At 62.4% G+C, this 24831-nt stretch carries 18 protein-coding genes and 1 pseudogene; 8 read left to right on the top strand and 11 right to left on the bottom strand.

Features of this window, described 5'->3' with window-relative positions:
* Positions 1–6 precede the first annotated feature (6 nt).
* The 8 genes from HDG39_RS11525 to HDG39_RS11560 form a co-directional block, all read right to left on the bottom strand.
* Complete coding sequence (locus HDG39_RS11525) at positions 7–1431, bottom strand: TldD/PmbA family protein (RefSeq protein WP_184006030.1); 1425 nt, start codon at positions 1429–1431, stop codon at positions 7–9.
* Positions 1428–3074 carry an ABC transporter ATP-binding protein gene (locus tag HDG39_RS11530; protein ID WP_184006032.1) on the bottom strand — a complete coding sequence of 549 codons (1647 nt, stop codon included), beginning with the start codon at positions 3072–3074 and terminating at the stop codon, positions 1428–1430. The genes HDG39_RS11525 and HDG39_RS11530 overlap by 4 nt, the downstream gene beginning before the upstream one ends.
* Positions 3074–4186, bottom strand: coding sequence for an ABC transporter permease (locus tag HDG39_RS11535; protein ID WP_184006034.1), 1113 nt, complete (start codon positions 4184–4186; stop codon positions 3074–3076). The genes HDG39_RS11530 and HDG39_RS11535 overlap by 1 nt, the downstream gene beginning before the upstream one ends.
* Positions 4140–5192: a microcin C ABC transporter permease YejB gene (locus HDG39_RS11540; RefSeq protein ID WP_184006036.1), complete on the bottom strand. Its 1053-nt coding sequence runs from the start codon at positions 5190–5192 to the stop codon at positions 4140–4142. Before HDG39_RS11540 ends, HDG39_RS11535 begins: the two co-directional genes overlap by 47 nt.
* 7 nt (positions 5193–5199) lie before the next feature.
* Complete coding sequence (locus HDG39_RS11545; RefSeq protein WP_409259167.1) at positions 5200–7119, bottom strand: extracellular solute-binding protein; 1920 nt, start codon at positions 7117–7119, stop codon at positions 5200–5202.
* Positions 7120–7274: 155 nt separating this feature from the next.
* Positions 7275–8018, bottom strand: a complete 744-nt coding sequence (locus HDG39_RS11550) for an energy transducer TonB (protein WP_018417498.1) — start codon at positions 8016–8018, stop codon at positions 7275–7277.
* Positions 8015–8434: an ExbD/TolR family protein gene (locus HDG39_RS11555; RefSeq protein ID WP_018417497.1), complete on the bottom strand. Its 420-nt coding sequence runs from the start codon at positions 8432–8434 to the stop codon at positions 8015–8017. The genes HDG39_RS11550 and HDG39_RS11555 overlap by 4 nt, the downstream gene beginning before the upstream one ends.
* A 24-nt stretch (positions 8435–8458) precedes the next feature.
* Positions 8459–9070, bottom strand: a complete 612-nt coding sequence (locus tag HDG39_RS11560; RefSeq protein WP_018417496.1) for a MotA/TolQ/ExbB proton channel family protein — start codon at positions 9068–9070, stop codon at positions 8459–8461.
* A 1073-nt stretch (positions 9071–10143) separates the two neighbouring features.
* Here HDG39_RS11560 and HDG39_RS11565 point away from each other — a divergent pair.
* The 8 genes and pseudogenes from HDG39_RS11565 to xth all read left to right on the top strand — a co-directional run bounded on the left by HDG39_RS11565 (position 10144) and on the right by xth (position 19669).
* Positions 10144–12834 (top strand): TonB-dependent receptor plug domain-containing protein, encoded by a 2691-nt coding sequence (locus HDG39_RS11565; RefSeq protein WP_184006040.1) that lies wholly within the window; start codon positions 10144–10146, stop codon positions 12832–12834.
* 130 nt (positions 12835–12964) lie between these two features.
* Entirely contained in the window at positions 12965–14581 is a 1617-nt protein-coding gene (locus HDG39_RS11570; protein ID WP_184006042.1) for a peptide ABC transporter substrate-binding protein, read from the top strand.
* Between the two features lie 17 nt (positions 14582–14598).
* A complete protein-coding gene (locus HDG39_RS11575) occupies positions 14599–15534 on the top strand; it encodes an ABC transporter permease subunit (RefSeq protein WP_018417493.1) in 936 nt (311 codons plus the stop codon).
* 1 nt (position 15535) lies between these two features.
* The gene (locus tag HDG39_RS11580) at positions 15536–16486 is read left to right on the top strand and encodes an ABC transporter permease subunit (RefSeq protein WP_018417492.1); all 951 of its coding nucleotides are present in this window, start codon (positions 15536–15538) and stop codon (positions 16484–16486) included.
* A gap of 1 nt (position 16487) precedes the next feature.
* Positions 16488–17489 (top strand): ABC transporter ATP-binding protein, encoded by a 1002-nt coding sequence (locus tag HDG39_RS11585; protein ID WP_184006044.1) that lies wholly within the window; start codon positions 16488–16490, stop codon positions 17487–17489.
* A complete protein-coding gene (locus HDG39_RS11590) occupies positions 17486–18505 on the top strand; it encodes an ABC transporter ATP-binding protein (RefSeq protein ID WP_184006046.1) in 1020 nt (339 codons plus the stop codon). The genes HDG39_RS11585 and HDG39_RS11590 overlap by 4 nt, the downstream gene beginning before the upstream one ends.
* 50 nt (positions 18506–18555) lie before the next feature.
* Positions 18556–18681, top strand: a pseudogene (locus tag HDG39_RS35055) (integrase); the annotation flags it as partial.
* A 211-nt stretch (positions 18682–18892) separates the two neighbouring features.
* Positions 18893–19669, top strand: coding sequence for an exodeoxyribonuclease III (xth, locus tag HDG39_RS11595; protein ID WP_184006048.1), 777 nt, complete (start codon positions 18893–18895; stop codon positions 19667–19669).
* Positions 19670–19720: 51 nt separating this feature from the next.
* Here the strand turns inward: xth and HDG39_RS11600 are convergent, their stop codons facing one another.
* The 3 genes from HDG39_RS11600 to glnL all read right to left on the bottom strand — a co-directional run bounded on the left by HDG39_RS11600 (position 19721) and on the right by glnL (position 24697).
* A complete protein-coding gene (locus HDG39_RS11600) occupies positions 19721–21838 on the bottom strand; it encodes a prolyl oligopeptidase family serine peptidase (RefSeq protein WP_184006050.1) in 2118 nt (705 codons plus the stop codon).
* A 141-nt stretch (positions 21839–21979) separates the two neighbouring features.
* Entirely contained in the window at positions 21980–23518 is a 1539-nt protein-coding gene (ntrC, locus tag HDG39_RS11605; RefSeq protein ID WP_184006052.1) for a nitrogen regulation protein NR(I), read from the bottom strand.
* Between the two features lie 36 nt (positions 23519–23554).
* On the bottom strand, positions 23555–24697 hold the full coding sequence (gene glnL / locus HDG39_RS11610) for a nitrogen regulation protein NR(II) (RefSeq protein WP_018417486.1): 1143 nt from the start codon (positions 24695–24697) through the stop codon (positions 23555–23557).
* Between the last annotated feature and the right edge of the window lie 134 nt (positions 24698–24831).

Below are 24831 nucleotides of genomic sequence, written 5' to 3' on the forward strand. Positions count from 1 at the left end.
GTCAGTTCACACATCGACATGCGTGAACACGCACGGCGACGACGCATGGCCGACGCGCACCACCTGCGTCGGTTCGCCTTTGCCGCACATCGACGTGCCGAACACTTCGCGCGTGCCGGCATTGCCGACCGCGCTCAGGCTGCGCCAGAAATTCGCGGATATGCCGCGATAATTCGGTTGCTTGACGATTTGCGTGAGCTTGCCGTTTTCGATCAACTGGCCGAACTCGCAGCCGAATTGAAACTTGTTGCGGTGATCGTCGATCGACCACGACGTATTGGTGCGCATCAGGATGCCGTGTTCGATGCCGGAAATCATTTCGCCCAGCGTGCTGGTTCCCGGTTCGATATTCAGGTTCGCCATCCGGTCGATCGGCGCGCGATTCCAGCTCGACGCACGCGAATTCGCGACGCCCGCCATCTTTGCGCGCTGTTGCGACAGCGCGCCACCGAGCGGACGTTCGAGCACGCCATCGCGAATCAGATACTGTTTGCGCGCTTCAGTGCCGTCGTCGTCGAATGCGTACGATGCGGCTTCTTCGCGCAACGACGGATCGAATGTCACGTTGAGCAGTTCCGAGCCGTAACGGTAAGTGCCGAACATCTCCGGCTTCACGAAACTCCATCCGGCGAAGTTGCGTTCGTCGCCGAGAATCCGGTCGAGTTCGAGCGGATGCCCGATCGATTCGTGAATCTGCAACATCATCTGATCGGGCATCAGCAACAGGTCGCGCGGACCAGACGGACAGTTCGGCGCGGCCAGCAAGGTCAGCGCGTCGGTGGCGAGCCGCACGCCCGCGCCGTCGAACGCGTAGCGGTCCAGCACTTCGACGCCGCCTTGCGCGAGCGTGCCGTAATTGCCGCCGAGCGTGCGCACCTGCGTGTCGCCGTTCGCGTGCGCCGCGACGCTCATTTCCGGCATCACGAGGCAAAAGCGCTGCTCGATTCGCGCGCCGTCGCTGGTCAGATAAACCTGTTCGGTGCGCGTGATCTGCACGGATGCCGTGCGCTCGACGATCCGGTCGTCGATTTTCGCGGCGGCGCATTCGTGCGCGAGACGCGCGAGCCATTCGCCGCGCGTCGGCAGCGGCTGGTCGGCATTGGGCGAGACATACGCGCCGCTGAGCGCTTCGCGCGACACCGCGCGATGGTCGATCAGCGATGCGCCGGCGCTCGCCAGCGCACGTTGCGTCGCGATATCGAGCGCAGCCTGCAAGCCCGCGATGGACAGATCCGTGCTCGCCGCATAGCCCGCGCCAGCGCCGGCCCACGCGGTCAGCATGGCACCGCGTTCGCGCTGCGTGCGCAGCGGCTGCGCGACGTCGTTGCGCACTTCGTGGTCGTCGATCTGTTCATCGACAATCCGTAAGGACCAGAACGCCGCGGTGCTCTTCAACGCACGGGCGGCCTGCGTCCAGCGCGATTCACTCATTGCAGCACCTCGGGTTCGTCGTGCTCCGGCGCGATCATCGACGCGGCGAGCAACGACTGCGTATAAGGATGTGACGGCGCATGGAGTACGTCGAGCGTGTCTCCCGCCTCGATCACGCGGCCGTTCTTCATCACGATCACGCGATGCGCCATCGCACGCATCACCGCCAGATCATGGGTGATCAATAGATAACTTAACCGGTACTTCTTCTGCAAGCCCGCCAACAACTTAAGCACCTGTTGCTGGATCGACACATCGAGCGCGCTGGTCGGCTCGTCGAGAATCAGCACTTCCGGTTCGACCGCCAACGCACGCGCGATCGCTATGCGCTGCCGCTGCCCGCCGGAAAACTCGTGCGGATAGCGCAGCATCGATTCTTGCGGCATGCCCACTTCTTCGAGCATCGTCCCCACCCGCGCGCGACGCGTGCGCGCGTCGATTTCCGGCCGGTGCACCTCGATCCATTCCCCGACGATCTGCTCGACCGTCATGCGCGGCGATAGCGACCCGAACGGGTCCTGAAACACCACCTGCATCCGCGAGTACAACGCGCGGCGCGAGTTCGCTCCACGCAAAGCGGACAACGGCGCGCCGTCGATATGGATATAACCGGCGGCGGGCCGTTGCAGACCGAGCAGCGTCGCCGCCAGCGTCGATTTTCCGGAGCCCGATTCGCCGACCACGCCGAGCGTCTCACCGCGACGCAGCGTCAGATCGACGTCGTGCACTGCGCGAAACGTCGAACCGCTGAACAGCGAGCGCCAGCCTTTCGCGGCCGTCCGGTAATCGACCGCGAGGCCTTGCACCTCGAGCACCCGACGCGCGTGCGGTTCGATCGGCTCGATCTCGCGATGCGGTTCGCTGTCGAGCAATCGCTGCGTGTAAGGATGCTGCGGCGCTGCGAACAGCGCCTGGGTCGTATTGGTTTCGACCAGCACACCCTTTTCCATTACCGCCACGCGTTGGGCGAAGCGGCGCACGAGATTCAGGTCGTGCGTGATCAGCAGCACCGCCATGCCGCGATCGGCGGCTTCCTGTTCCTGAAGCTCGATCAGCAGATCGACGATCTGCTGACGCACGGTGACGTCGAGCGCGGTAGTGGGTTCGTCGGCGAGCAGCAGGCGCGGACGGCACGCGAGCGCCATCGCGATCATCGCGCGCTGGCGTTGTCCGCCGGACAGTTGATGCGGGTAGCTGTCGATCCGCCGTTCCGGCTCGGGAATGCCGGTACGGCGCAGCAGTTCGATGCCGCGGGCGTGCGCCGCGTTCGGCCGCAAACCTTCGTGCAAACGCAGGCTTTCGGCGATCTGCTGACCGATCGTGAACAGCGGATTGAGCGCGGTCATCGGCTCCTGAAACACCATCGCGACGTCGGCGCCGCGAATCCCGCGCATCTGCTGCTCGGTTTTCTGCAATAGATCGACGCCGTCGAGACGTATCTCGCCGCTGGTCTGCGCATGTTCGACGAGGCGCAGGATCGACAGCGCCGTGACGCTCTTGCCCGAACCGGATTCGCCGACCAGCGCAACCCGCTCGCCACGCCCGATCGTCAGGTTCAGTTCGCGAACCGCGACCTTGTTGCCGAAACGGATCGAGAACGTGTCGATTTCCAGCAAAGGCTTGTGCAACGTTGCATCGCTCATCACTTCCCCCCGCCGAACGCCGACCCGCGCGAACGCGTGTCGAGCGCATTGCGCAACGCGTCGCCCATGAACGTCAGCAGCAACAACGTGATCACCAGCGCGGCAAACGCAGATACCGAAATCCACCATGCGTCGAGGTTGTTCTTGCCTTCCTGAAGCAGTTCGCCCAGGCTCGGCGTGGGCGGTGCGACACCTAGCCCGAGAAAGTCCAGACTCGTCAGCGACAGAATCGCGGCGCTCATCCGGAACGGCAGGAAGGTGATCACCGGCGTCATGCTGTTCGGCAGCAGATGACGCCAGATGATCTGCCAGTTGCTCAAACCCATCGTGCGCGCGGCGCGAACGTAATCGAGCGAACGGTTGCGCAGGAATTCGGCGCGCACATAGTCGGACAGCACCAGCCAGGCGAACATCGACAGCAGGATAAACAGCAGCCACAAACTCGGCTCGAAGATCGACGCGAAGATGATCAGCAGATACAGGTCCGGCATCGAACTCCATACTTCGATCAGGCGCTGCCCGATCAGGTCGGTGCGGCCGCCGTAAAAGCCTTGCAACGCACCCGCCAGCACGCCCAGCACGATCCCCGACACCGTCAGCGCAAGCGCCATCAACACCGACAGCCTGAAGCCGTACAGCAATCGCGACAGCACGTCGCGGCCGTATTGATCGGTGCCGAGCCAGTTGGTCGCGGACGGCGACGCCGGAAACGGCCGCGTCGCGAAGTAATCGATCGTGTCGTAGTGGTAGTGATTCGGCGGGTAGATCGCGAAGTTGCCTTTCTCCGTCAACTGCTTGCGGATAAACGGATCGAGATAGTTCGCGCGGGTCGGAAAATCGCCGCCGAACATCGTTTCCGGATAGTCCTTCACGATCGGAAAATAGTCATGGCCGTCGTAACGGACCATCAGCGGCCGGTCATTCGCGAGCACTTCGCCGAGTAGGCTCAGCACGAACAGCGTTGCGAACACGATCAGGCTCCAGTAACCGAGCTTCTGCCGGCGGAAACGCTGCCATACGCGTCGCCCAAGCGACACGGACACCGGCAACGCGCCGGGCGGCAGCTCATCGGTCCAGGCTGTTGAACTGGATGCGGGGGTCGACGAGGACATAGCAGACGTCAGCAATGAGTTTGGTCACGAGACCAATCAATGTGAACAGGAACAGCGAACCCAGCACGACCGGATAGTCGCGGCGGATCACCGAGTCATAAGACAGTTGGCCCATGCCGTCGAGCGAAAACAGCGTTTCGATCAGCAGGTTGCCGTTCAGGAAGGTGCCGATAAACGCGGCGGGCAGCCCGGTCAGCAGCGGAATCGCGGCGTTGCGCAATACGTGCTTCCACAGCACGTCACGCTTGGGCGCGCCTTTCGCCCGCGCGGTCAGCACGTATTGACGACCAATTTCTTCGAGAAACGTATTCTTGGTCAGGATCGTAACGATCGCGAAGTTGCCCACCACCGACGCCGTCACCGGCAACACGATGTGCCATAGATAATCGAGCACCTTGCCGAACGCGCTGAGTTCGTCGAAGTTATCGGACGTGAGGCCGCGCATCGGGAAGACCTGCCAGAACGTGCCGCCGCCAAACAGCATCAGCAGCAGCACGCCGAACACGAAGCCCGGAATCGCGTAGCCGGTCAGCACCATCACGCTGGTGGCGGTATCGAAGCGCGAGCCGTTGCGCACCGCTTTCGCGATCCCGAGTGGCACCGACACGATGTAGGTCAGCACGACCGTCCATAACCCGAGCGTGATCGACACCGGCAGTTTCGAGCGAATCACCGCCCATACGCTCTGATGGTGATAGTAGGACTGGCCGAGATCGAAACGCGCGTAGTCCTTCAGCATCTTCAGATAGCGCGTCAGCGGCGGTTTGTCGAAGCCGAACTGCTTCTTGATCTGCTCGATCTGCTGCGGATCGACGCCCTGGCTGCCGTGATACGCGTTGCCTCCGCCTCCGCCTTCGCCGCCGCGCTGCTGGCCGTGACGCAACTGCGTCATCATCTGTTCGACCGGGCCGCCCGGCACGAACTGCGTCACGAAGAAAGTCAGCGTAACGACGCCGATCAGCGTCGGGATCATCAGCAGCAGACGTTTGACGATGTAGATAAACATAAGCCCCTCACTTCGCCTCGGCGGTATTGGCCGCAGCGGACGGCGTCTTGCGATACCAGTAGCTGACGATCCAGTCCTCGCCCTGGAAACTGACCGGCGTCACCGACGGGTAGCCGAGGGCGCTTTTGTACGCGATCCGCGTATCCGGCGCGAAATATTCGGGCACCAGGTAATAGCCGTTGATCAGCACGCGGTCGAGCGCATGGGTCGCGGTTTCGAGTTCGTTCAGTGTGCTCGCGCGCATCACCGCGCGCACCAGCGTATCGACTGCCGGCGACTTCACGCCTGGATAGTTCTCCGAGCCGACCTGGGACGCCGATGCGCTGCTGAAGCGACGCTCCAGTTCGGAGCCGGGAATCGTTACGCGCAGATAGACAAAACTCGTCATATCGAAATCGAAGTTGTCGATGCGCTTCTGATACAACGCACTATCTATCTCGCGCATATGCGCATCGATGCCGAGCAGTTGCAGGTTGCGCATATACGGCAACAGTACGCGATCCATGCCAGGCTGATCGTCGATGATTTCGATCGACATCGGGTCGCCGTGCGCGTCGCGCAACTGGCCGTCGCGCACCGTCCAACCGGCTTCGGCGAGCAGGCCGCGCGCTTCGCGCAGGTTCTCGCGCAACGTGTGCGGCGCAATCGTGTCGGCCTGCCTGACCATTGGACCGAACACGGCCGCCGGCAAACTCGCGCGATACGGGTCGAGCAGCGTGAGTTCGGCATCGGTGGGCACGCCTTGCGCGGCGAACGGGCTATCGTCGAAGTAGCTGTTGGTGCGCCGGTACTGGCCGTAGAAGGTCATCCGGTTCAGCCAGTCATAGTCGAACGCGAGTGCAAGGGCATGCCGCACCCGCACATCCGAAAACATCGGCCTGCGCGTGTTGAACATCAGCCCCTGCATCTGCGCGCCGTGATCCGGAAACAGTTTGCGCTGCAACGCGCCGTTCTCGAAGTTCTTGCCGATATAACGGCGCGCCCATTGCATCGAACTGTATTCGACCATCACGTCGGTATCGAGCGCTTTCAGCGATTCGAGCTGCGTGTAATGATCGTGATAGAGCTTGAACGCGACGCGCGCGAAATGGTACATGCCGCGCCGCGACGGCAAATTTGCAGCCCAGTAAGCCGGATTGCGACGGTAGACGATCTGCGTGTCGTTCTTGCGCTGCTCGATCAGATACGGGCCGCTCGACACCGGCGGCACGTTGGTCAACTGATCGAACGCGATGCGCGTGCCGTTGGCTTGCATTGCCCACTTGCGCGAGAAAACCGGCAGGTCGCCTGCGATCAACGGCGCGTCGCGTTCGACGTGCCTGAAGTCGAAGCGCACCCGCGACGGGTCGAGCACCGTGGCGCGGCTGATCACCGCGAACTGCGAGTTGAACAGCGGCGATGCCTGCGGGCTGGTCAGCGTATCGAACGAATACTTGACGTCGTCGGCGGTGATCGGATCGCCGTTCGAAAAGCGCGCTCGCGGGTCGATATGAAACACCGCTGATTTGCCATCCGGCGCCACCTCGACGTCGTCGGCGATCAATGCGTATTCCGACGCGAGTTCGTCCCAGCTGCGCTGCATCAGCGTATCGAACATCAGATGCAGGATGTCCGGCGCCGGCGCACCACGCGTCAGGAACGGATTCAGCGAATCGTAGCTTTGCGCTTCGTCGTAGTTCTGGAAAACCAGTGTGCCGTCGGTCGGCGCATTCGGGTCCGCGTAATCGAAATGCGTGAACCCGGACGGATACTTCGGCGCGTCGTACTGCGCGATCGACGCCCTCGCGAACGCGGGCGCGGTCGTCAACGGCACGACCAGCAGCCCCGCGACGAGCGTCATCGCAACCCGCGCCGCGAACGCCGTAACGACGCTCGCGCGCGGGCCTCGAAACCTGTCGGTTGTCATCATGCGTGTCTGGACGCGCATCGGCTCGTAGCCGGCGCGCGATGCTTCGAAACCGCGCGGGCAGCGGCGGGTAGCCACCGCTCGCGCGGTTCCGGGTTGAAGGCCGGATGGGTAAATTGCGAAGGCCGCAAGTTCGCGTCGAAGCTGAGCTTATTCGTCGTCGTTACTCGTCGTGATTACTCGTCGTCGGACGGTGTGGTCTTGAACGAGAACTGAACTTCGCCGACATACGGCTCGGCATTCTTCTCGCACTTGTACGCCTTGCCCGCGGCAATCACGGCTTCGTTGAACACCGATGTCGGCGGCGTGACGCGCATGATCTTCACGTCGCTGACCTTGCCGTCCGTACCGATCGTCAGATGCGCGATCACGTCCGCCGAAATACCGTCCGTCAATGCCTTGCGCGGAATCACCGGCTGCACCGACTGACAATGACCGCGGCCGTCCACCACGCCATGCAGCGCGGGTGGCGCCGGCGGCGCGGCCGGTGCAGGAGCGGGTGCCGGCGCAGGCGTCGGCGACGCGACTGCCGGAGCGTTCGGAGCCGGATTCGCCGTGGGCTGGATCACCGGCTGCGGCGTCGGTCGCGGCGGCGGCGGCGTCGGGGTCGGCTTCGGTATTTCGTGCTTCGGCTGCGCTTTTGGCGGCGCCGGCGGCGGCTCCAGCTTCTTCACCTCGGGCGGCGGCGGTGGCGGAGGCGGCGGCGCAATCTGCACGCGCATCTCCTTCGGCGGCGGAGGCGGCGGCGGCTGGAACTTCATGTGCGACACGCCCAGAATCACCAGCGCCTCGACCAGCACCGCAACGCCGATCGCCAGCTTCATGGGCATGCGACCGTGATGCGCCGGCGTCGTCGATGCCCAGAGTGCGCCGTCCAGGCGGTTTTGCGGATCTTTCATGTCGATGGCCGGTGAACTCATGTCGTCGGGTTCGTGGCCAATGCAACCGAACTGATGCCCGCCGCGCGCACCAGGTCCATCACCTTGACGATATTCTTGTAGCTCGTGCCTTCGTCGCCGGCAATCGCGACATCCACTTTCTTCGAGTCGTGAACCAGACCCTGCAGACGCGCGGTCAGTTCTTCCGGCGTCACGGGCTTCGAATCCAGATAGATTTCATCCGTCTTCGTCACGCCGATCGATAGCTTGACGGTCTGCTGCAACTGCTCGGCGGTGCTCGATTGCGGCAGGTCGAGCTTGATGCCTGTGCCCTGGATCATCTTCAGCGTCGCGAGCATGAAGAACACCAGCAGGAACATCATGATGTCGATCATCGGGATGATCTCGATGCGCGCTTTCTCTTCACCGCCGAGGTAATGGCTGCGATGGTTTCGCATGGTCCGTCTCCTTGAGTGAGGGCGTCAGACTGCGAAGCGCGATACGAGCAACGACTTGATGAGGTCGAACTGGTTGACCGTCATCCGGATACGCTTGTTGAAGTAGTTCAGGAAGATCACGCAGATGATCGCGATGGTCAGCCCGCACGCGGTGGCCGTCAGTGCGTGACCGATGCCGCCCGTCACACCGTTCGGGTTCGCGGTGCCGCTGGTGCCGAGCACGTTGAACGATTCGACCATGCCGATGATCGTGCCAAGCAGACCCAGCAACGGGCCGAGCGTCACGGCCGTGTCGAGAATCCACAGGTTACGGTCGAGACGCGGCAACTGGAACATGATCGTTTCCTCGATCTCGCGTTCGACCACGGCTTCGCTCTTGCCCTTCACTTTCATCGCCGACTTCACGAGTTCGCCTTGCACGGTCTGCTTGTAGTGCTCGGCCACTTTGGCGGCATCGTCGGGATTGGCTGCATCGACGAGTTTCAGGTCATGTTCGAGGGTCCTGCCGGCACGCACGGCACGCGAGAAGAACATGAATCGTTCGATGATGATCGCGATGCCGAGCAGGAAGATGAACGCGAGGAGAGGGATCAGACCCATCGACTGGATCGAGTAGTTAATGAGGGTATTCAGCACTGCGGACTCCGGTTAGTACGGGCTCAAGCGGCCGTTGAATAACGGTGGGTATCGAGATGCCGGCTGCCTTATGGGTCGCCAGCTAAAAAGGCCTGCCAGCAATGCAAAGCCCGTACCAGGTCGAGTGTCTGATTGCTCCGTAAAGACGTCGCCAATCCCTTACACGGAACGCTTTGCCTTTTATTTCATGGCCTTACGTAGCGTAACAAAAACTCGCATCCCGAAGGCTTGCGTGGCGCTCGCGCACGCGTATATCAAAACAAATTGATTTCGGTAATGGCGTAAAGCCGCTTTCGAAGACTTTCCCTGGCAAGGTCTTTAATTCGCCATTGCCGAAATGGTGCGAAAAATCGCAATTGAAATGCTTTGGTGCAACGCCCAATACGACATAGCCAACTTTATTACATGTATAGTTCTTTTTACTTTCTGTTGTCTTACACCATAAACACCAATTGCAGACCAATCCCCGCCCCAAAAAAGCTTCGCGCAACGCGAAGCCATCTTACCGATCATTTCCTTACATTTATTACTTAGCGTTTTTAAGGCATCTTAATTGCCCAGAATTAGGGAATCTCATTGCGTTTGATCCATCTTTATTTAATGCACCAATTCGGAATTAACGCATTCGCGCGGTGCGAATTTCGCACCAATCGTAACAACAACGAACCACCGGCCTGTATTCTTTTTTAATTGAAATTTTCTCGTGTTCTGTTACACGCACGAGGAGAGCTTTATTTCCAGGCATTACCCGCGTAACAAAATTTTTCGTAAGTCTTAATTCCTAAGCAAATCAATCGCTTCGATGCATTTGCGGAGGCCGCTCAAGGCCTTTCCGACGGTCCGCGACCTCACACATGGCATATCTCGTGCTCTTGCTGCGCTCGCTTCAAGACCAAGGCGCGCGTCCGACACGATCGGCGACGCACCCTGGACGGGATGTGCGGGACGGCGCGGGGATGCGCCGGACAGCGAAGAACTCGCTGACGTCAACGCACGGCAGCGCATGCGCAACTCGCGCCTGCGTTTGCGTGATCGTTCAACGGAAGTGGCCTTAACAACAAGAAGGAGCGGAAGTGAAACAAAAGCGATTGGCCTCAGCCATCAAAAGAATCATCGGAGCCGAACTGGTGTTGACAGCGGCGTTCGTCCCGCTGGCACACGCACAAAGCCAACCTGATACAGCGGCCGTTCCGACGGCCGCAAGCACGCCAGCGGCGACTCCCCCCGCCGTCAGCAAGCTCGAAAAAGTAGAAGTCACCGGTTCGCTGATCCGCACATCGGACAAGACCGGCAACGTCGAAGTCCAGACCGTTACAGCAAGGGAAATCCAGCAAAGCGGCTACACGACCGTGGCCGACTTCCTGCGCGGCATGTCTGCCAACTCCGCTTCCAGTTGGGGTTCCACCACGATGAACGGCACGGCGCCGGGCGGCTCGGGGATCGCATTGCGCGGTCTGTCCGAGAAGTACACGCTGGTGCTGGTCGACGGCCAACGCGTCGCGAACTACGCACAGGCGGTGAACTTCACCGACACGTTCTTCGACGTCAACACGATCCCGCTGAACATCGTCGATCACATCGAAGTCGTGAAGACGGGCGCCGTGTCCGAATACGGTTCCGACGCGATTGCCGGCGTGGTCAACATCATCACGAAGAAGAACTTCCAGGGTCTTCAGATCGACGGGCAGCTCGGCAAGGCACAGCATCCGGGTGACGGTCAGGGCAACTTCAGCGTGCTCGGCGGCTTCGGCAACCTGAACTCGGATCGTTTCAACGTGACGGCAGCCGCCAGCTACTATCGCGATTCCGGTTCGACGCTCGACCAGCGCGACATGACCAAAAACGAAGACTTCAGTCAGTTCCCTGGTGGGTCGGCTGGTCCTCTGGGTCCGAATCAGCAGTCATTCTGGCAACTGCCCGACGGCTCGACCGCCGCGTTGAGCCCATGCCCTCCGGGCAGCACTAACGCGGCGGGCGCATCGTGCGTGTACAAGAACGCGAACACGTACTCGCTGATTCCGCAGACGACGCGTATGAACGCGAAGGTGCGTGGCACCTTCAAGATCAACGACGACATACAGGCTTACGCCGACCTGTGGGCGAGCCGCAACGAGACGGTCCAGTATTTCGGCAGCCCAGCCATCAGCAGCACGTCGAACGTGTTCAATCCGCTGACCGGCTCGGTGTCGCAACTCGACCGCACGGTGTCGGCGCTGAATCCGTACAACCCGTACGGTGTCGATACGCCGATCAACCTGACCTTCCCGGGCGTTGCGCAGCGCGCAGACACGGTATCGACGTTCTGGAAGGCGTCGACGGGCGTGAAGGGTTCGTTCACCACGGCGAAGATCGGCGACTGGGACTGGTCGGTGGACTATGGTCATTCGCAGAGCACGGTCGACACGACGTACTCGAACATGATCAACACGGCCGCGCTTGAAAACATCCTCGGCCCGAACGGCGGCTACAACTTCGCGAACCCGGCATCGACACCGAACGGTCTGAACGGCCTGTTCCAGAACGACAACCAGCAGGCGATCTCGAAGCTCGACAGCGTGACGGCGAAGACCTCGACCGGCAATCTGTTCAACCTTCCGGCTGGCCCGGTCGGCATGGGTTTCGGTACGGAATTCCGTCACGAAAGCTCGCTGATCAACCCGCGCACGTACTCGTCGCAAGGGATCGTCGTGCCGGCGAACGTTCAGTCCGTCGACGGCGAACGCAACATCGCGGCCGTGTATTACCAGATCGATATTCCGATCATCCACAACCTGACGTTCACGCAAGCGGGCCGCTACGACCACTATAGCGATTTCGGCGGCGCGTTCTCGCCGAACTTCGCACTGCGCTTCCAGCCGGTCCAGATGCTGACGACGTACGCGTCGTACAGCCGTGGTTTCCGCGCGCCGACGCTGGTCGAAAACTCGCAGGCAACCTACCTGGCTCACCAGAACCTCGTCGACCCGAACGACCCGAGCGGCGTGCCGACCAAGCACTTCACGACGGAACAGATCAACGGCAACCCGAACCTCCAACCGGAGCACACCAAGAACTACAACATCGGCTTCGAACTGTCGCCGGATGCGTCGACCGATATCGGTGCAGCGTTCTACAAGATTCATATCGACGGCGTAATCGGTACCGACGATCCGAATGCCGTGCTGGATGCCAACGACCCGTCGAGGGTCGTGCGCAATCCCGACGGCACGGTCCGCTACATCGCGCAACAGTTCGTCAACCTCGGCTCGCTGGACACCGACGGCTTCGATATGAACTTCCGCAAATCGGTCGGCACGAAGTACGGCACGTTCACGCTGTCGGGCGACTGGGCGTACGTGTGGCACTTCAAGCTGAACAGCCCGGGCTCTGCAACGCAGGACTTCGCGGGTAACAACCTCGCGCTGCTGCAACCGTTCGGTGCGTCGAATCCCCGCTGGAAGGGCAACACGAACCTGACGTGGGATTACCGCAAGATGACCACGACGCTGAGCTGGCAGTACACGGGTCCGTACACCAACGCGGTGGCAGCCGAGTTCGGCGACGGTGGCACGGGTTCGGTGGCGTCGTATAGCCAGTTCAACCTGATGATGACGTATCGCGGCTTCAAGAACTGGACGATCTATGGTGGCATCCAGAACATCTTCGACAGGACGCCGCCGTTCGACGTGGAGTGGCAAGCAACGCCGGACATCACCGGCTACGACCAGTCGCTGTACACGAATCTGGGCCGCTTCTTCCAGATCGGTGCGACCTACCGCTTCTGATCGTCGCAGCGGGCTTTATCGCAGGACCGAAGGTCTCCTCTTGCCTCTTCTTCGTTGTTGAAGAGGATTGGCGGCGGTGCCTCGCGCACCGCCAGCTTTTTTGCTTTTCGGATGCCACTTGGAATACGCAATGAAACCGATTCACGCCACTCGGGCGGCGTTGGCCGCGTTGGCGCTCGCCTTTCTCTCTCCCGCCCGCTCCGTGACGATCCCGCCCGGCGTCACGCTCGCAGCCACCCAGGAACTCACGCGACAAACCCCCGTCGAGGCAGAATCGATCGACCCCGCGCATATCGAATCCTGGGCCGCTAATACCATCGGCCTCGACCTGTTCGAAGGCTTGACGCGAATCGCCGCCGACGGTGCGGTCGTGGCGGGCGTCGCGCAATCGTGGAGCCGCAGCGCGCCCGATACATGGATCTTCAAGCTGCGCCACAACGCGCGCTGGAGTAACGGCGAGCCGGTCACGGCCGCCGATTTCGTCTATTCATGGCAACGCGTGGTCGATCCGAAGACCGGCTCGAAATACACGATCCTGGTCGAGTTCGTGAAGAACGCGAAGGCGATTCTGGCGGGCAAGGCGCCGCTCTCCAGTCTCGGCGTGCGCGCGGTCGATCCGTACACGCTAGAGGTCAAGACCGAAGACCCGACCGCGTTCTTTCCGCAACTGACCGCAATGTCGACGATGGCGCCGGTGAACCGCGCGACGGTCGCGAAGTACGGCGACGAATGGACCCGTCCCGGCCACATGGTCAGCGACGGTGCATATGCGTTGAGCGACTGGCAACCGGGCAACCGTCTAGTGATGGTGAAGAACGACAAGTACTGGGATGCGAGCAAGGTCGCGATCACGAAAGTCACCTATCTGCCGATCGAAAGCGACGAAACGGCAATGCGGATGTATCAGGCCGGCCAGTTTGATTACACGTATTCGATTCCGTCCGGCATCTATAACCAGGTCAGCAAGCAGTTCGGCTCCGAACTGAAGACCGGGATGTTTATCGCCACCTACTACTACTCGCTGAACAACGCCGACCCGGCCTTCAAGGACAAGCGCGTGCGCGAGGCGCTGTCGATGGTGATCGACCGCAACCTGCTGACGTCTAAACTGACCGCAAGCGGCGAGTTGCCGCTGTACGGCCTGATTGCAAAAGGCACGCAAGGCGCGGCGCAATTCCAGCCCGACTGGGCCTCGTGGCCGATGGCGAAACGCATCGAAACCGCGCGAGACCTGCTGAAACAGGCGGGCTATTCCGCTGCAAAGCCGTTGACGTTCACGCTGACATACAACACCAACGACCTGCACAAGAAGGTCGCACTATTCACGACGTCGGAATGGCGCACCAAGCTCGGCGTCAACGTGAAGCTCGAAAACGTCGAGAACCGCGTGCTGCTGAAAATGCGCCACGACGGCAAGGTGCAGGCGTCGCGCGACGGCTGGTTCGTCGACTACAACGACGCGATGTCGTTCTTCGACCTGATCCGCTGCAACAGCGTGCAGAACGACCAGCACTACTGCAATCCGAAGGTCGATGCGTTGATCGATCAGGCGAACCAGCAGATGGACGAAGCGAAGCGCACCGCGATGCTAACGCAGGCGCACGACATCGCGATGAACGACTATCCGCTGATTCCGATGTTCCAGTACTCGGCGGTGCGGCTCGTGAAATCGTACGTGGGCGGCTATTCGCCGACCAACTACGTCGATCAGCGGCAGTCGCAGGACATGTACATCATCAAGCACTGAGCGCAAGGAGCCTTGCCATGCTGGCTTATACATTGCGCCGCGCGTTATGGGCGATCCCGACGATTCTCGCCGTGATCACCGCGTGCTACCTGCTGCTGCACCTGACGCCCGGCGGCCCGTTCGATTCGGAGAAGCATCTGTCGGCGGCCGTGCTTGCCAATCTCGACGCGAAATATCACATCGATCAGCCGCTGTGGAAGCAGTATTTGCTGTACATCGACTCGCTGCTGCACGGCGATCTCGGCGCGTCGTTCCGTTACACGGATTGGTCGGTCAGCGAACTGGTGTGGAAAGCCCTACCGGTCAGCCTCGGCGTCGGCGGCATTTCGGTACCGATCGCGCTGGTGATCGGTGTGGCGCTCGGCACGGTTGCGGCAGTGCGCCGCAATGGCGTGATCGACTACGGCGTGATGTTGCTCGGCAATCTCGGCAGTGTGGTGCCGCCATTCATCCTCGGCCCCGTGCTGGTGTGGGTCTTCGCGATCCTGATCAAGCGCGGCGAGCATGGTCTGCTGCCCGCTGGCGGTTGGGGCGATGGCGACTGGCACTACCGCGTATTGCCGATCGTACTGCTCGTGATTATCAACGTATCGACGATTGCGCGCGTGATGCGCGGCAGCATGATCGAAGTGCTGTCCGGCAACTTCATCCGGACCGCGCGCGCGAAAGGTCTGGCCGGGCGCACCATCGTCTTGCGTCATGCGCTGAAACCGGCGCTGATGCCGGTCGTATCGCTACTCGGCTCGCTGTGCATTTCGTCGATCACCGCTGCGGTCGTCACCGAATCCGTATTCGCACTGCCCGGTCTCGGGCAACTGGTCGTGAACGGCGCGATCAATCGCGACTACACGCTGGTGCTCGGTCTGGTCGCATTGATCACGGCATTCGCGGTCCTGTTCAATCTGCTGGTCGATCTTGCTTACGCATGGCTCGATCCGCGCATCCGGTACTGACATGAAGATTCGTCTATTCAACCTGGCCGCGCGTGCGTTCGTCGCGCCGCCGGCCGATGCGGCGTCCGCAGGCGGCTGTCTGTCCGGCGGCATCGTCACGAAGGCTGCGCGCGGACCGTTCGCGATTGCCGGCATGCGCTTTTTGCGTAATCGCGCGGCATTTGCAAGTCTCGTGATCCTGCTGCTGATCGTCGTCGCATGCTTTGCGGGGCCGCTGTTTCTGCCCAACAATCCGGTCGACAGCGACTGGGGATCGATCAGTCTGCCGCCGTCGTGGCTCGGCATGCATCTGTTCGGTACCGACGAACTCGGTCGCGACCTGCTCGCGCGCACGCTGGTGGGCGGGCGCGTATCGCTCGAAGTCGGGTTGCTCGGCACGCTGGTGTCCGGACTGATCGGCGTCGCGTGGGGCGCGACAGCCGGCTTCATGGGCGGACGCGTCGATGCCGTTATGATGCGCGTCGTCGACGTGATGTACGCGATTCCGTACATGCTGATCGCGATCATGATGATGACGCTGTTCGGCCGCGCATTCTATCTGGTCGTGCTGACCATCAGCGCGTTTTCGTGGCTCGATATGGCGCGCGTGGTGCGCGGTCAGACGCTGTCGCTGCGTTCGCGCGAATTCGTCGACGCGGCGCGTGCGACTGGCGTCAGCACCCGCGCCATCATCGCGCGGCATATCGTGCCGAACCTGATCGGCGTGGTGGTCGTGTATGCCACGGTCACAGTGCCGTCGATCGTGCTGACGGAATCGGTGCTGTCGTTTCTCGGACTCGGCGTCCAGGAGCCGATGACGAGTTGGGGCGTGCTGATCGAAGACGGTGCCCAAAAACTCGAATCGATGCCGTGGCTGCTGCTCTGCCCTGCCGTCATGCTGTGCGTGACGCTGTATTGCGTGAACTTCGTCGGCGACGGTTTGCGCGACGCTCTCGACCCCAAGGATCATTGACATGGCGCTACTCGAAGTGAAGGACCTGAGTGTGCGCTTCACGCGCCGCGAAGGACCGCCGGTCGATGCGGTCCAACGCGTGTCGTTTTCGCTCGACGCGGGCAGCACGCTGGGCATCGTCGGCGAATCGGGGTCGGGCAAGAGTCAGACCGTGATGGCGCTGCTCGGTTTGCTGTCGTCGAACGGCAGCGTGTCGGGCACCGCACTGTTTCGTGGCGAAGACGGCGGCGATCTGCTGACGATGAACAACGCAGCGCTGAACAGGATTCGCGGCAATCGGATCGGCATGGTGTTTCAGGACCCGATGACGGCGCTCAATCCGTTTTTGACCATTGAACGGCAGATGACGGAATCGCTGCAATTGCACAAGAAGCTGTCGCGTCGCGAAGCGCGTCGGCGTGCCATCGAGGTACTCGACACGGTACGGATTCCCGATGCCGCACGCCGCATCGGCATGTATCCGCATGAGTTTTCCGGTGGTATGCGGCAGCGCGTGATGATTGCGATGGCGTTGCTGTCCGAACCGGAAATTTTGATTGCCGACGAACCGACTACCGCGCTCGACGTCACCGTTCAGGCGCAAATCATCGAATTGCTGCGCGAACTGAATCGCGAGCGCGGCACGGCAATCGTCCTCATCACGCACGACATGGGCGTGGTCGCCGGTTTGTGCGACACCGTGATGGTGATGTACGCAGGGCGCACGGTCGAGCAGGCAGACGCGCGTGCGCTGTTCGCCGCGCCGACCCATCCGTACACGATCGGCCTGCTGAACGCGCTGCCGCGCATCACCGACGACGACGACCGCCCGTTGCAAACCATTCCGGGCAATCCGCCTTTGCCGGGGCAAATCGGCGCGGGTTGCGCGTTCGCACCGCGTTGTTCGTTTGCAGACGATACTTGCCGCACCACCGTGCCGTCGCTCGATGCGCGTAGCGATCTGGCGGGAGCATTGCGCGCGTGCCACCGTCCGGTTTCAGCCATTCTGGAGGCCGTTCGATGAACCAGCATTCCGCTTGCAACAGTACCGAACCGCTACTGTCGGTGAACGAACTGAAGGTGCATTTCAGCGTGCCGCGCGGCAAATTACCGTGGTCTGGCAAGGCCACGCTGCGCGCTGTCGACGGCGTGTCGTTCGATGTACGGCGCGGCGAAACTGTCGGGCTGGTGGGTGAATCCGGCTGCGGCAAGTCCACGCTCGCGCGCGCGATCGTCGGTCTTGCGCCTGCGTCGGGCGGCAGCGTCAAGCTTCATGGCGTCGAAACCGTGCAAGGCGCGAAGCGCGATCTCGGCATCTTGCGGCGCGACGTGCAGATGATCTTTCAGGACCCGCTGGCGTCGCTCGATCCGCGCATGACGATCGAGCAGATCGTCGCGGAGCCGTTGATCACGCATCGGCCCGATGTCGCGCGCGCCGATGTGCGCGCTCGCGTGCTGACCATCCTCGAACGCGTCGGCCTGAATGCGCAGCATCTGCGGCGCTATCCGCATGAGTTTTCGGGCGGGCAATGTCAGCGCGTCGGAATTGCACGGGCATTGATCAGCGAGCCGCAACTCGTGATCTGCGATGAACCGGTGTCCGCACTCGACGTGTCGATTCAAGCGCAAATCGTTAATCTATTGCGCGACTTGCAACGCGAACTGTCGTTGTCGCTGCTGTTCGTCGCACACGATCTGGCCGTGGTGAAAGCAATCAGCCATCGCGTGATGGTGATGTATATGGGGCGCGTGATAGAGTTCGGCGAAAAACGCGCGCTGTACGCGGCACCAGCGCATCCCTATACCCGTGCATTGCTGTCGGCCGTACCGGTTCCCGACCCGACCGTCGAGCGCGCGCGACGGCATCTGCTGCTTCAAGGCGAGATTCCGTCGCCCTTGCAACCGCCGTCGGGATGCGCGTTCCGCACGCGCTGCCCCGCCGCGATCGACGCATGCGGCGATGCGCAACCGCAAGCGGTTTCCCAGCAAGGTGATGCACGGCGGGTTGCGTGCATCCGGGTTCCCGTTCCTACCGAATAGCGCCTCTCTCATGGGCGGGAGTTCAACAACCGGGACAGCGGCGAAAGCCCACGCTCGACCGGCCCGAGCTGATGGTCAGAATGCACCCGGTGCGCGTGCCCCGCACATTGCCCGTCGTGCTCAGTCCCGATGAAGTGCGTCGTCTCATCGAGGCGGCCGGCAACCTCAAGCACCAGCCTGGTGATGGGCCAAAAGCAAAAAGCACGTTCAAGTTCCCATGAACGGGCTTTGTCTGGCGGAGTGGACGGGACTCGAACCCGCGCCCCCCGGCCTGACAGGCCGTATCATATAGGCTGCGACGCCGGACTGGCATGGCGTGTGACTCCTGAGTAACGGAACACCACTCGTGGTCAAATATTTATTGAAAATCAACAATTTGTGCAACTGATGAAAATCGCCACCTGGAACGTCAACTCCCTCAAAGTCCGCCAGCAGCACGTCATCGACTGGCTCGCGAGCAGCGGCACCGACGTGCTGTGCCTGCAGGAGCTGAAGCTTCCCGACGAAAAATTTCCGCGCGCCGAACTCGAGGCGGTCGGCTATCGATGCTGGTACGCGGGTCAGAAAACTTATAACGGTGTCGGCATTCTGGTGCGCGAAGGTTTGAACGTCGACGAAAGCAGCATCGTGCGCAATATCCCCGGTTTCGAGGACCCGCAGCAGCGCGTGATCGCGGCAACCATCGACGGCGTGCGCATCATCTCCGCGTATTTCCCCAACGGCCAGGCGCCCGGCACCGACAAGTTCGCGTACAAGCTGCGCTGGCTCGACGCGCTGCACGACTGGCTCGCAACCGAGATGACGCTGTATCCGAAACTCGCCTTGCTCGGCGACTACAACATCGCGCCCGACGATCGCGACGTGCACGATCCGAAGGCATGGGAAGGTCAGAATCTGGTGTCGCCCGAGGAACGCGCGGCGTTCGTGCGGCTGATCGGCCTCGGCCTGCTCGACGCGTTCCGCCAGTTCGAGCAGCAGGAAAAAATCTATTCGTGGTGGGACTACCGGATGATGGCGTTCCGTCGCAACGCGGGACTGCGCATCGATCACATCCTGCTGTCGAAGGCATTGGCCGACATCTGCTCGGCGTGCGACATCGACAAGGTGCCGCGCAAGTGGGAGCAGCCGTCGGATCACGCGCCAGTGTTCGCGCAGCTGGGTTGATCCGGCATACAGCGACGAAACGAGGCAGCGCTGCCTCGCTTCCCTATTGCTTCAAGCGCCGCCCAGCACACCCCACAAGAACCCGAACACCATCGCGTCATGCTCGGCCTGCTCCAACTCATCGGAGCCGCCGTGGCCGCCTTCCGTATTCTCCCGATACCACACGTGCTGCGCGCCCAGCGCCTGCATGCGCGCGGCCATTTTGCGCGCATGGCCGGGATGCACGCGATCGTCGGCGGTCGACGTCGTGAATAGCACCGGCGGATACGCGACACCCGCCGCGAGGTTGTGATACGGCGAATACGCGGCGAGCGAGCGCGCTTCATCGGGTTCATCGGGGTCGCCGTATTCGTCGATCCACGAGGCGCCCGCATGCAGCAGGTGATAGCGGCTCATATCGAGCAACGGCACCTCGCAGACGACCGCGCCGAATAGCTGCGGCCGCTGCACCATGCAGGCGGCCACCAGCAGACCGCCGTTGCTGCCGCCCTGAATGCCAAGCTGGGCGGCGCTCGTCACGCCGGTCGCGATCAGCGCCTCGGCGACCGCGATGAAATCATCGAACGCGCGCTGGCGATGCTCGCCTTGCGCCGCCGTGTGCCAGCGCGTGCCGAACTCGCCGCCGCCGCGAATATGCGCGACCACGTACACGCCGCCGCGTTCGAGCCAGCCGATGCCCTGCCCCGTCAGATAGCTCGGCAGCAGCGGAATCGCGAAGCCGCCGTAGCCGCTCAGCAGACATGGGCGCGTCGGGCTGTCATCGCCCGGCGATGACAGCGCTTCCTTCGGCCCAATCACCGTGTAGGGTACGCGCGTGCCATCGGCCGATACCGCATGTCCGCGCGTCACCGCAACGCGCGTCGCGTCGAACTGCGTCGGCCAACGGTCGAGCAACTCCCATTCGTCGGGCTCCTCGAGCGCGAGATCGGAGAGCCAGTAGGCGGGCGGTTGCAGATAATCGTCGGTGTCGACGAACACTTCGTCGTTCAGTGTCGACTCGACCGGCGAAACGTCGACCTGCGCATCGCCGCGCGACGCGAACACGCGCTCACGCCACTGCCACGTGCCGTCCTCGCGCTGCGACGGCGTCCAGATCAGCGTCTTGCCGCGCACGTCGTCGAGATACGACACGATCAGATGATGGCGCGTATGCGACCACTCGCAGGCCGAGGTCAGCGGCGTCGGCGTGAAGAGCGGCGTCACGTCGCGCTCGCCGCGCAGAAACGCGTCCTCGCGAATCGCGAGCAGCGCGCCGCCCGGATAGCGCGCGAGATTGCCGTCCCACTTGCATTCCCAATCGAGCCGCGGCTCGAGCAGCAGCCAGCCCTGCCACGCCCCCACCGCTACGTGCGACGGCACTTCGTAACGATGCCAGGCGTCGCTAGCGTCGTCGAGGTAATACGTGTGCGAATCGAAAAAGTCGACGCTGCTCGTCACCGTATGCCGGCGATCGACCGGATCGTAATGCGCCTCCACGCCGATGTCGCCAAACTCGCCGCGAAACACGACGGGCGCATCGGCGAGCGCGGTACCGCGGGTCCAGCGCCACACGTCGCGCGGATAACCGGAGCGCGTCAGCGTCTTGCGCCCATTGTCCCAGCCGACGTACAGCGTATCGCGATCGATCCACGACACCGTGTGCTTGCCCGCCTTCGCAATCGCGAAGCCATCGTCGACGAAACGCCGCGCGTCGAGATCGAACTCGCGCACGACGAGCGCATCCGAACCGCCCGGCGACATCGTGATCAGCGCGCGGTCGCCGTCCGGATAAAGGATATCGAGATCGACGCACACCCACGGCGTGCCTTCGGCCGCGCCGAGCGCGTCGAAGTCGAGCAGGTTCTGCCACACCGGCGCGCCGTTGCGCCATGCGGCCCACGCGGTGCGTCGCCAGATACCGCGCGGATTGCGCTCGTCCTGCCATAAATCGTAGGCCCAGTCCTTCCAGCGATCCGGAATCACCGGACGCTCGCGCGGCAGATAGGCATCGGCAAGCCACCGTCTGAGCGTGTCGAACGGCTCGCCGCTGCACCACGCCACGCGGGTGCGCGCATTCTGCGCGTCGACCCATGCGAGTGCGTCAGCGTCGTACAGCTCTTCGAGCGACAGGAAAGGATCGGGGGAAAGCGGCCACTCGAACGGGGCGGGAGAAGCTGAAGAAGCTGGCATCGTCGGCTGTTGGATCGGAACAGCGTTGATTATGCCTCGTGTCCGGTGGTTGACGGTTTGCCGCGGGGCGCGATGCAAAAAACGACGAAGGCGGCCTGAGCCGCCCCCGCCTGCCATGCAGCATCGCTCAGACCGAGCGCGTCATGGCTCCAGATTGAGCTCCTGAATCTTGCGCGTAATCGTATTGCGCCCGATGCCGAGCCGCTCGGCCGCCTCGACCTTGCGGCCGCGCGTGAAGTCGAGCGCCTCGCGGATCACGGCCGCTTCGAAGCGGCGCGCGAGTTCGTCCATCACGTCGGCCGCGTTCTCGCGCAGCATGCGCGCGACTTCGGTGCGCAAGCCGCCTTCCCATGCGCTCAGCGCGGTGGCGACCGACGCACCGGCCGCCCCACCCGGATGCACGAGCGCGCCGCCGCTCGTGCCAGCGAGCGGCACGCCGCCCGCGATTCCCGCATTGGTCGCCACGGTGCCATCGGTCGTCGCGCCGCCAGCGGCGCCCGCACCAAGCTCGCTCCCGCCGCCGTGCGCGGGACCGAGATCGGGCGGCAGATCCTTGATTTCGATCGTCTGTGCGGGCGCCATCACCGTGAGCCAGTTCGCGAGGTTCTCGAGTTGTCGCACGTTGCCCGGAAACGGCAGCGACGCGAGATACGCGAGCGCCTCCTCGGACACGCGCTTCGGTTCGACGCCGAGATCGCGCGCACTCTTTTGCAGGAAATGCCGCGTCAGCAGCGGGATATCCTCGTTGCGCTCGCGCAACGCGGGCAAGCGCAGACGGATCACGTTCAGACGGTGATACAGGTCCTCGCGAAACAGTCCCTGCCGCACGCGCGATTCGAGATTCTGGTGCGTCGCCGCGATCACCCGCACATTCGCGCGCAACGGATTGTGGCCGCCCACGCGATAGAACTGCCCGTCCGACAGCACGCGCAACAGACGCGTCTGCAGATCGAACGGCATGTCGCCGATTTCGTCGAGAAACAGCGTGCCGTTCTCGGCCTGCTCGAAGCGTCCCTGGCGCATCGCCTGCGCGCCGGTGAACGCCCCGCGCTCATGACCGAACAGTTCGGACTCCAGCAAATCCTTCGGAATCGCGGCCGTGTTCAACGCGATGAAGGGGCCGTTCGCGCGTGGGCTATGTCGGTGCAACGCACGCGCGACCAGTTCCTTCCCGGTGCCTGATTCGCCCGTAATGAGCACGGTGGCCGCCGAATGCGACAGGCGGCCGATCGCCCGAAACATGTCCTGCATCGCGGGCGCCTGGCCGAGCATCTCGGGCGCTTCGGCGACGCGCTCGTCCCACGTCTGCTCGCCGCGCATGCTTTCGTCGACCGCGCGGCGAATCAGCTCGACGGCCTTGTCGACGTCGAACGGCTTCGCCAGATACTCGAACGCGCCGCCCTGGAATGCGGCGACCGCGCTATCGAGATCCGAGAATGCGGTCATGATGATGACCGGCAAGCCCGGCACCTTGTCGCGTACGGTTTGCAGCAGCTCCAGCCCGGAGCCGCCAGGCATGCGGATATCGGAGACCAGCACCTGCGGGCTGTCGTGATCGAGCGCGGCCGACGCTTCGCGCACGTTCGCGAAGCTGCGCGTCGCGAAGTTCTCGCGCGCCAGCGCTTTTTCGAGCACCCAGCGAATTGATTGATCGTCGTCTACTATCCAGATCGGCTTCATATAGGTCGGTCAGAAGTCTTGAGGTGCTTGTTGAATCTAGAGGTCGAGTGGCAGCAGAATCTGAAACTCGGTATGGCCCGGCCGGCTGTCCACTTCGATCAGACCTTCGTGCTGCTGCACGAAGGTCTGCGCTAGTGTGAGACCGAGACCGCTGCCGTCGTCGCGCCCCGACACGAGCGGGTAGAAAATGCGGTCGCGAATCTCTTCGGGAATGCCTGGGCCGTTGTCGATGATATGCAAGTCCAATGCCAGCTTGCACAGGCGTTTTGAAATCGTGACCTTGCGCGCGACGCGCGTACGCAATTCGATGCGCGCATCGCCCTGCGAGATCCGCTCGCGCAACGCCTCGGCCGCATTGCGCACGATGTTCAGCAGCGCCTGGATCAGCTGCTCCTTGTCGCCGCGCAGATCCGGCACGCTGACGTCGTAATCGCGCTCGATCGTCAGGCCGCGCGGAAACTCCGCGAGAATCACCTGACGCACGCGCTCGCACACCTCGTGAATATTCACGTCGCCGACGATGTGCGGATGCCGGTGCGGTTCGAGCAAGCGGTCGACCAGCGTCTGCAGACGGTCCGACTCCTTGATGATGACCTGGGTGTACTCGCGCAACTCGTCGCGCTGACGTTCGCCAAGTTCGAACTCGAGCAGTTGCGCGGCGCCGCGAATCCCGCCCAGCGGATTCTTGATTTCGTGCGCGAGATTGCGGATCAGATGCTTGTTGACGGCCGTCAGGTCGTTGATGCGCTCTTCTCGGTCGGTGCGCAGATGCCGCTCGTTCTCGAACAGTTCGAGCAACACGTAGTCCTGCGCGCTTTCCAGAAAACCGACGATCGCATGCACGTGCAGCGGCTCGTGGCCGGGACGCTCGAGCACGGCGTCCAGATGCGTCGCGTGAAAACGGTGCGCGGCGATCGCGGTGATCGTCGCGACCAGTTCGTCCGCGTTCGAGAAAATGTCTGGCCACGCCATCTGCGTGAGTTGCTTGCGAGACATCTCCAGCATCGACTCCGCCGACGGATTCGCGAACGCGACGCGCAGCGTGCGCTTTTCGAGCACCAGCACGACGGTCGGCAGCGCCTCGAAACCGGGCAGCAAACCGGAGCTCACGAGCTGCACGTCGTCCGACAGCGTCTGTTCGTGTCCTTTCCTTGCCTTGATCAGATTCTTCAGAACCATCTTGCAGTCTGGCCGGTAGGAGATGGTGATAAATCAGGAGTGCTGCTTTATTGTGCTTCACCGGATGCCGGGTTGTCCGCGCGCGGCCGGCGGTGCGTACGGCCTAACAAAAAAGGGACGGCGCCGCCGTCCCT

The organism is Paraburkholderia lebeckiae (assembly GCF_014201005.1).
GTDB lineage: Bacteria > Pseudomonadota > Gammaproteobacteria > Burkholderiales > Burkholderiaceae > Paraburkholderia > Paraburkholderia tuberum.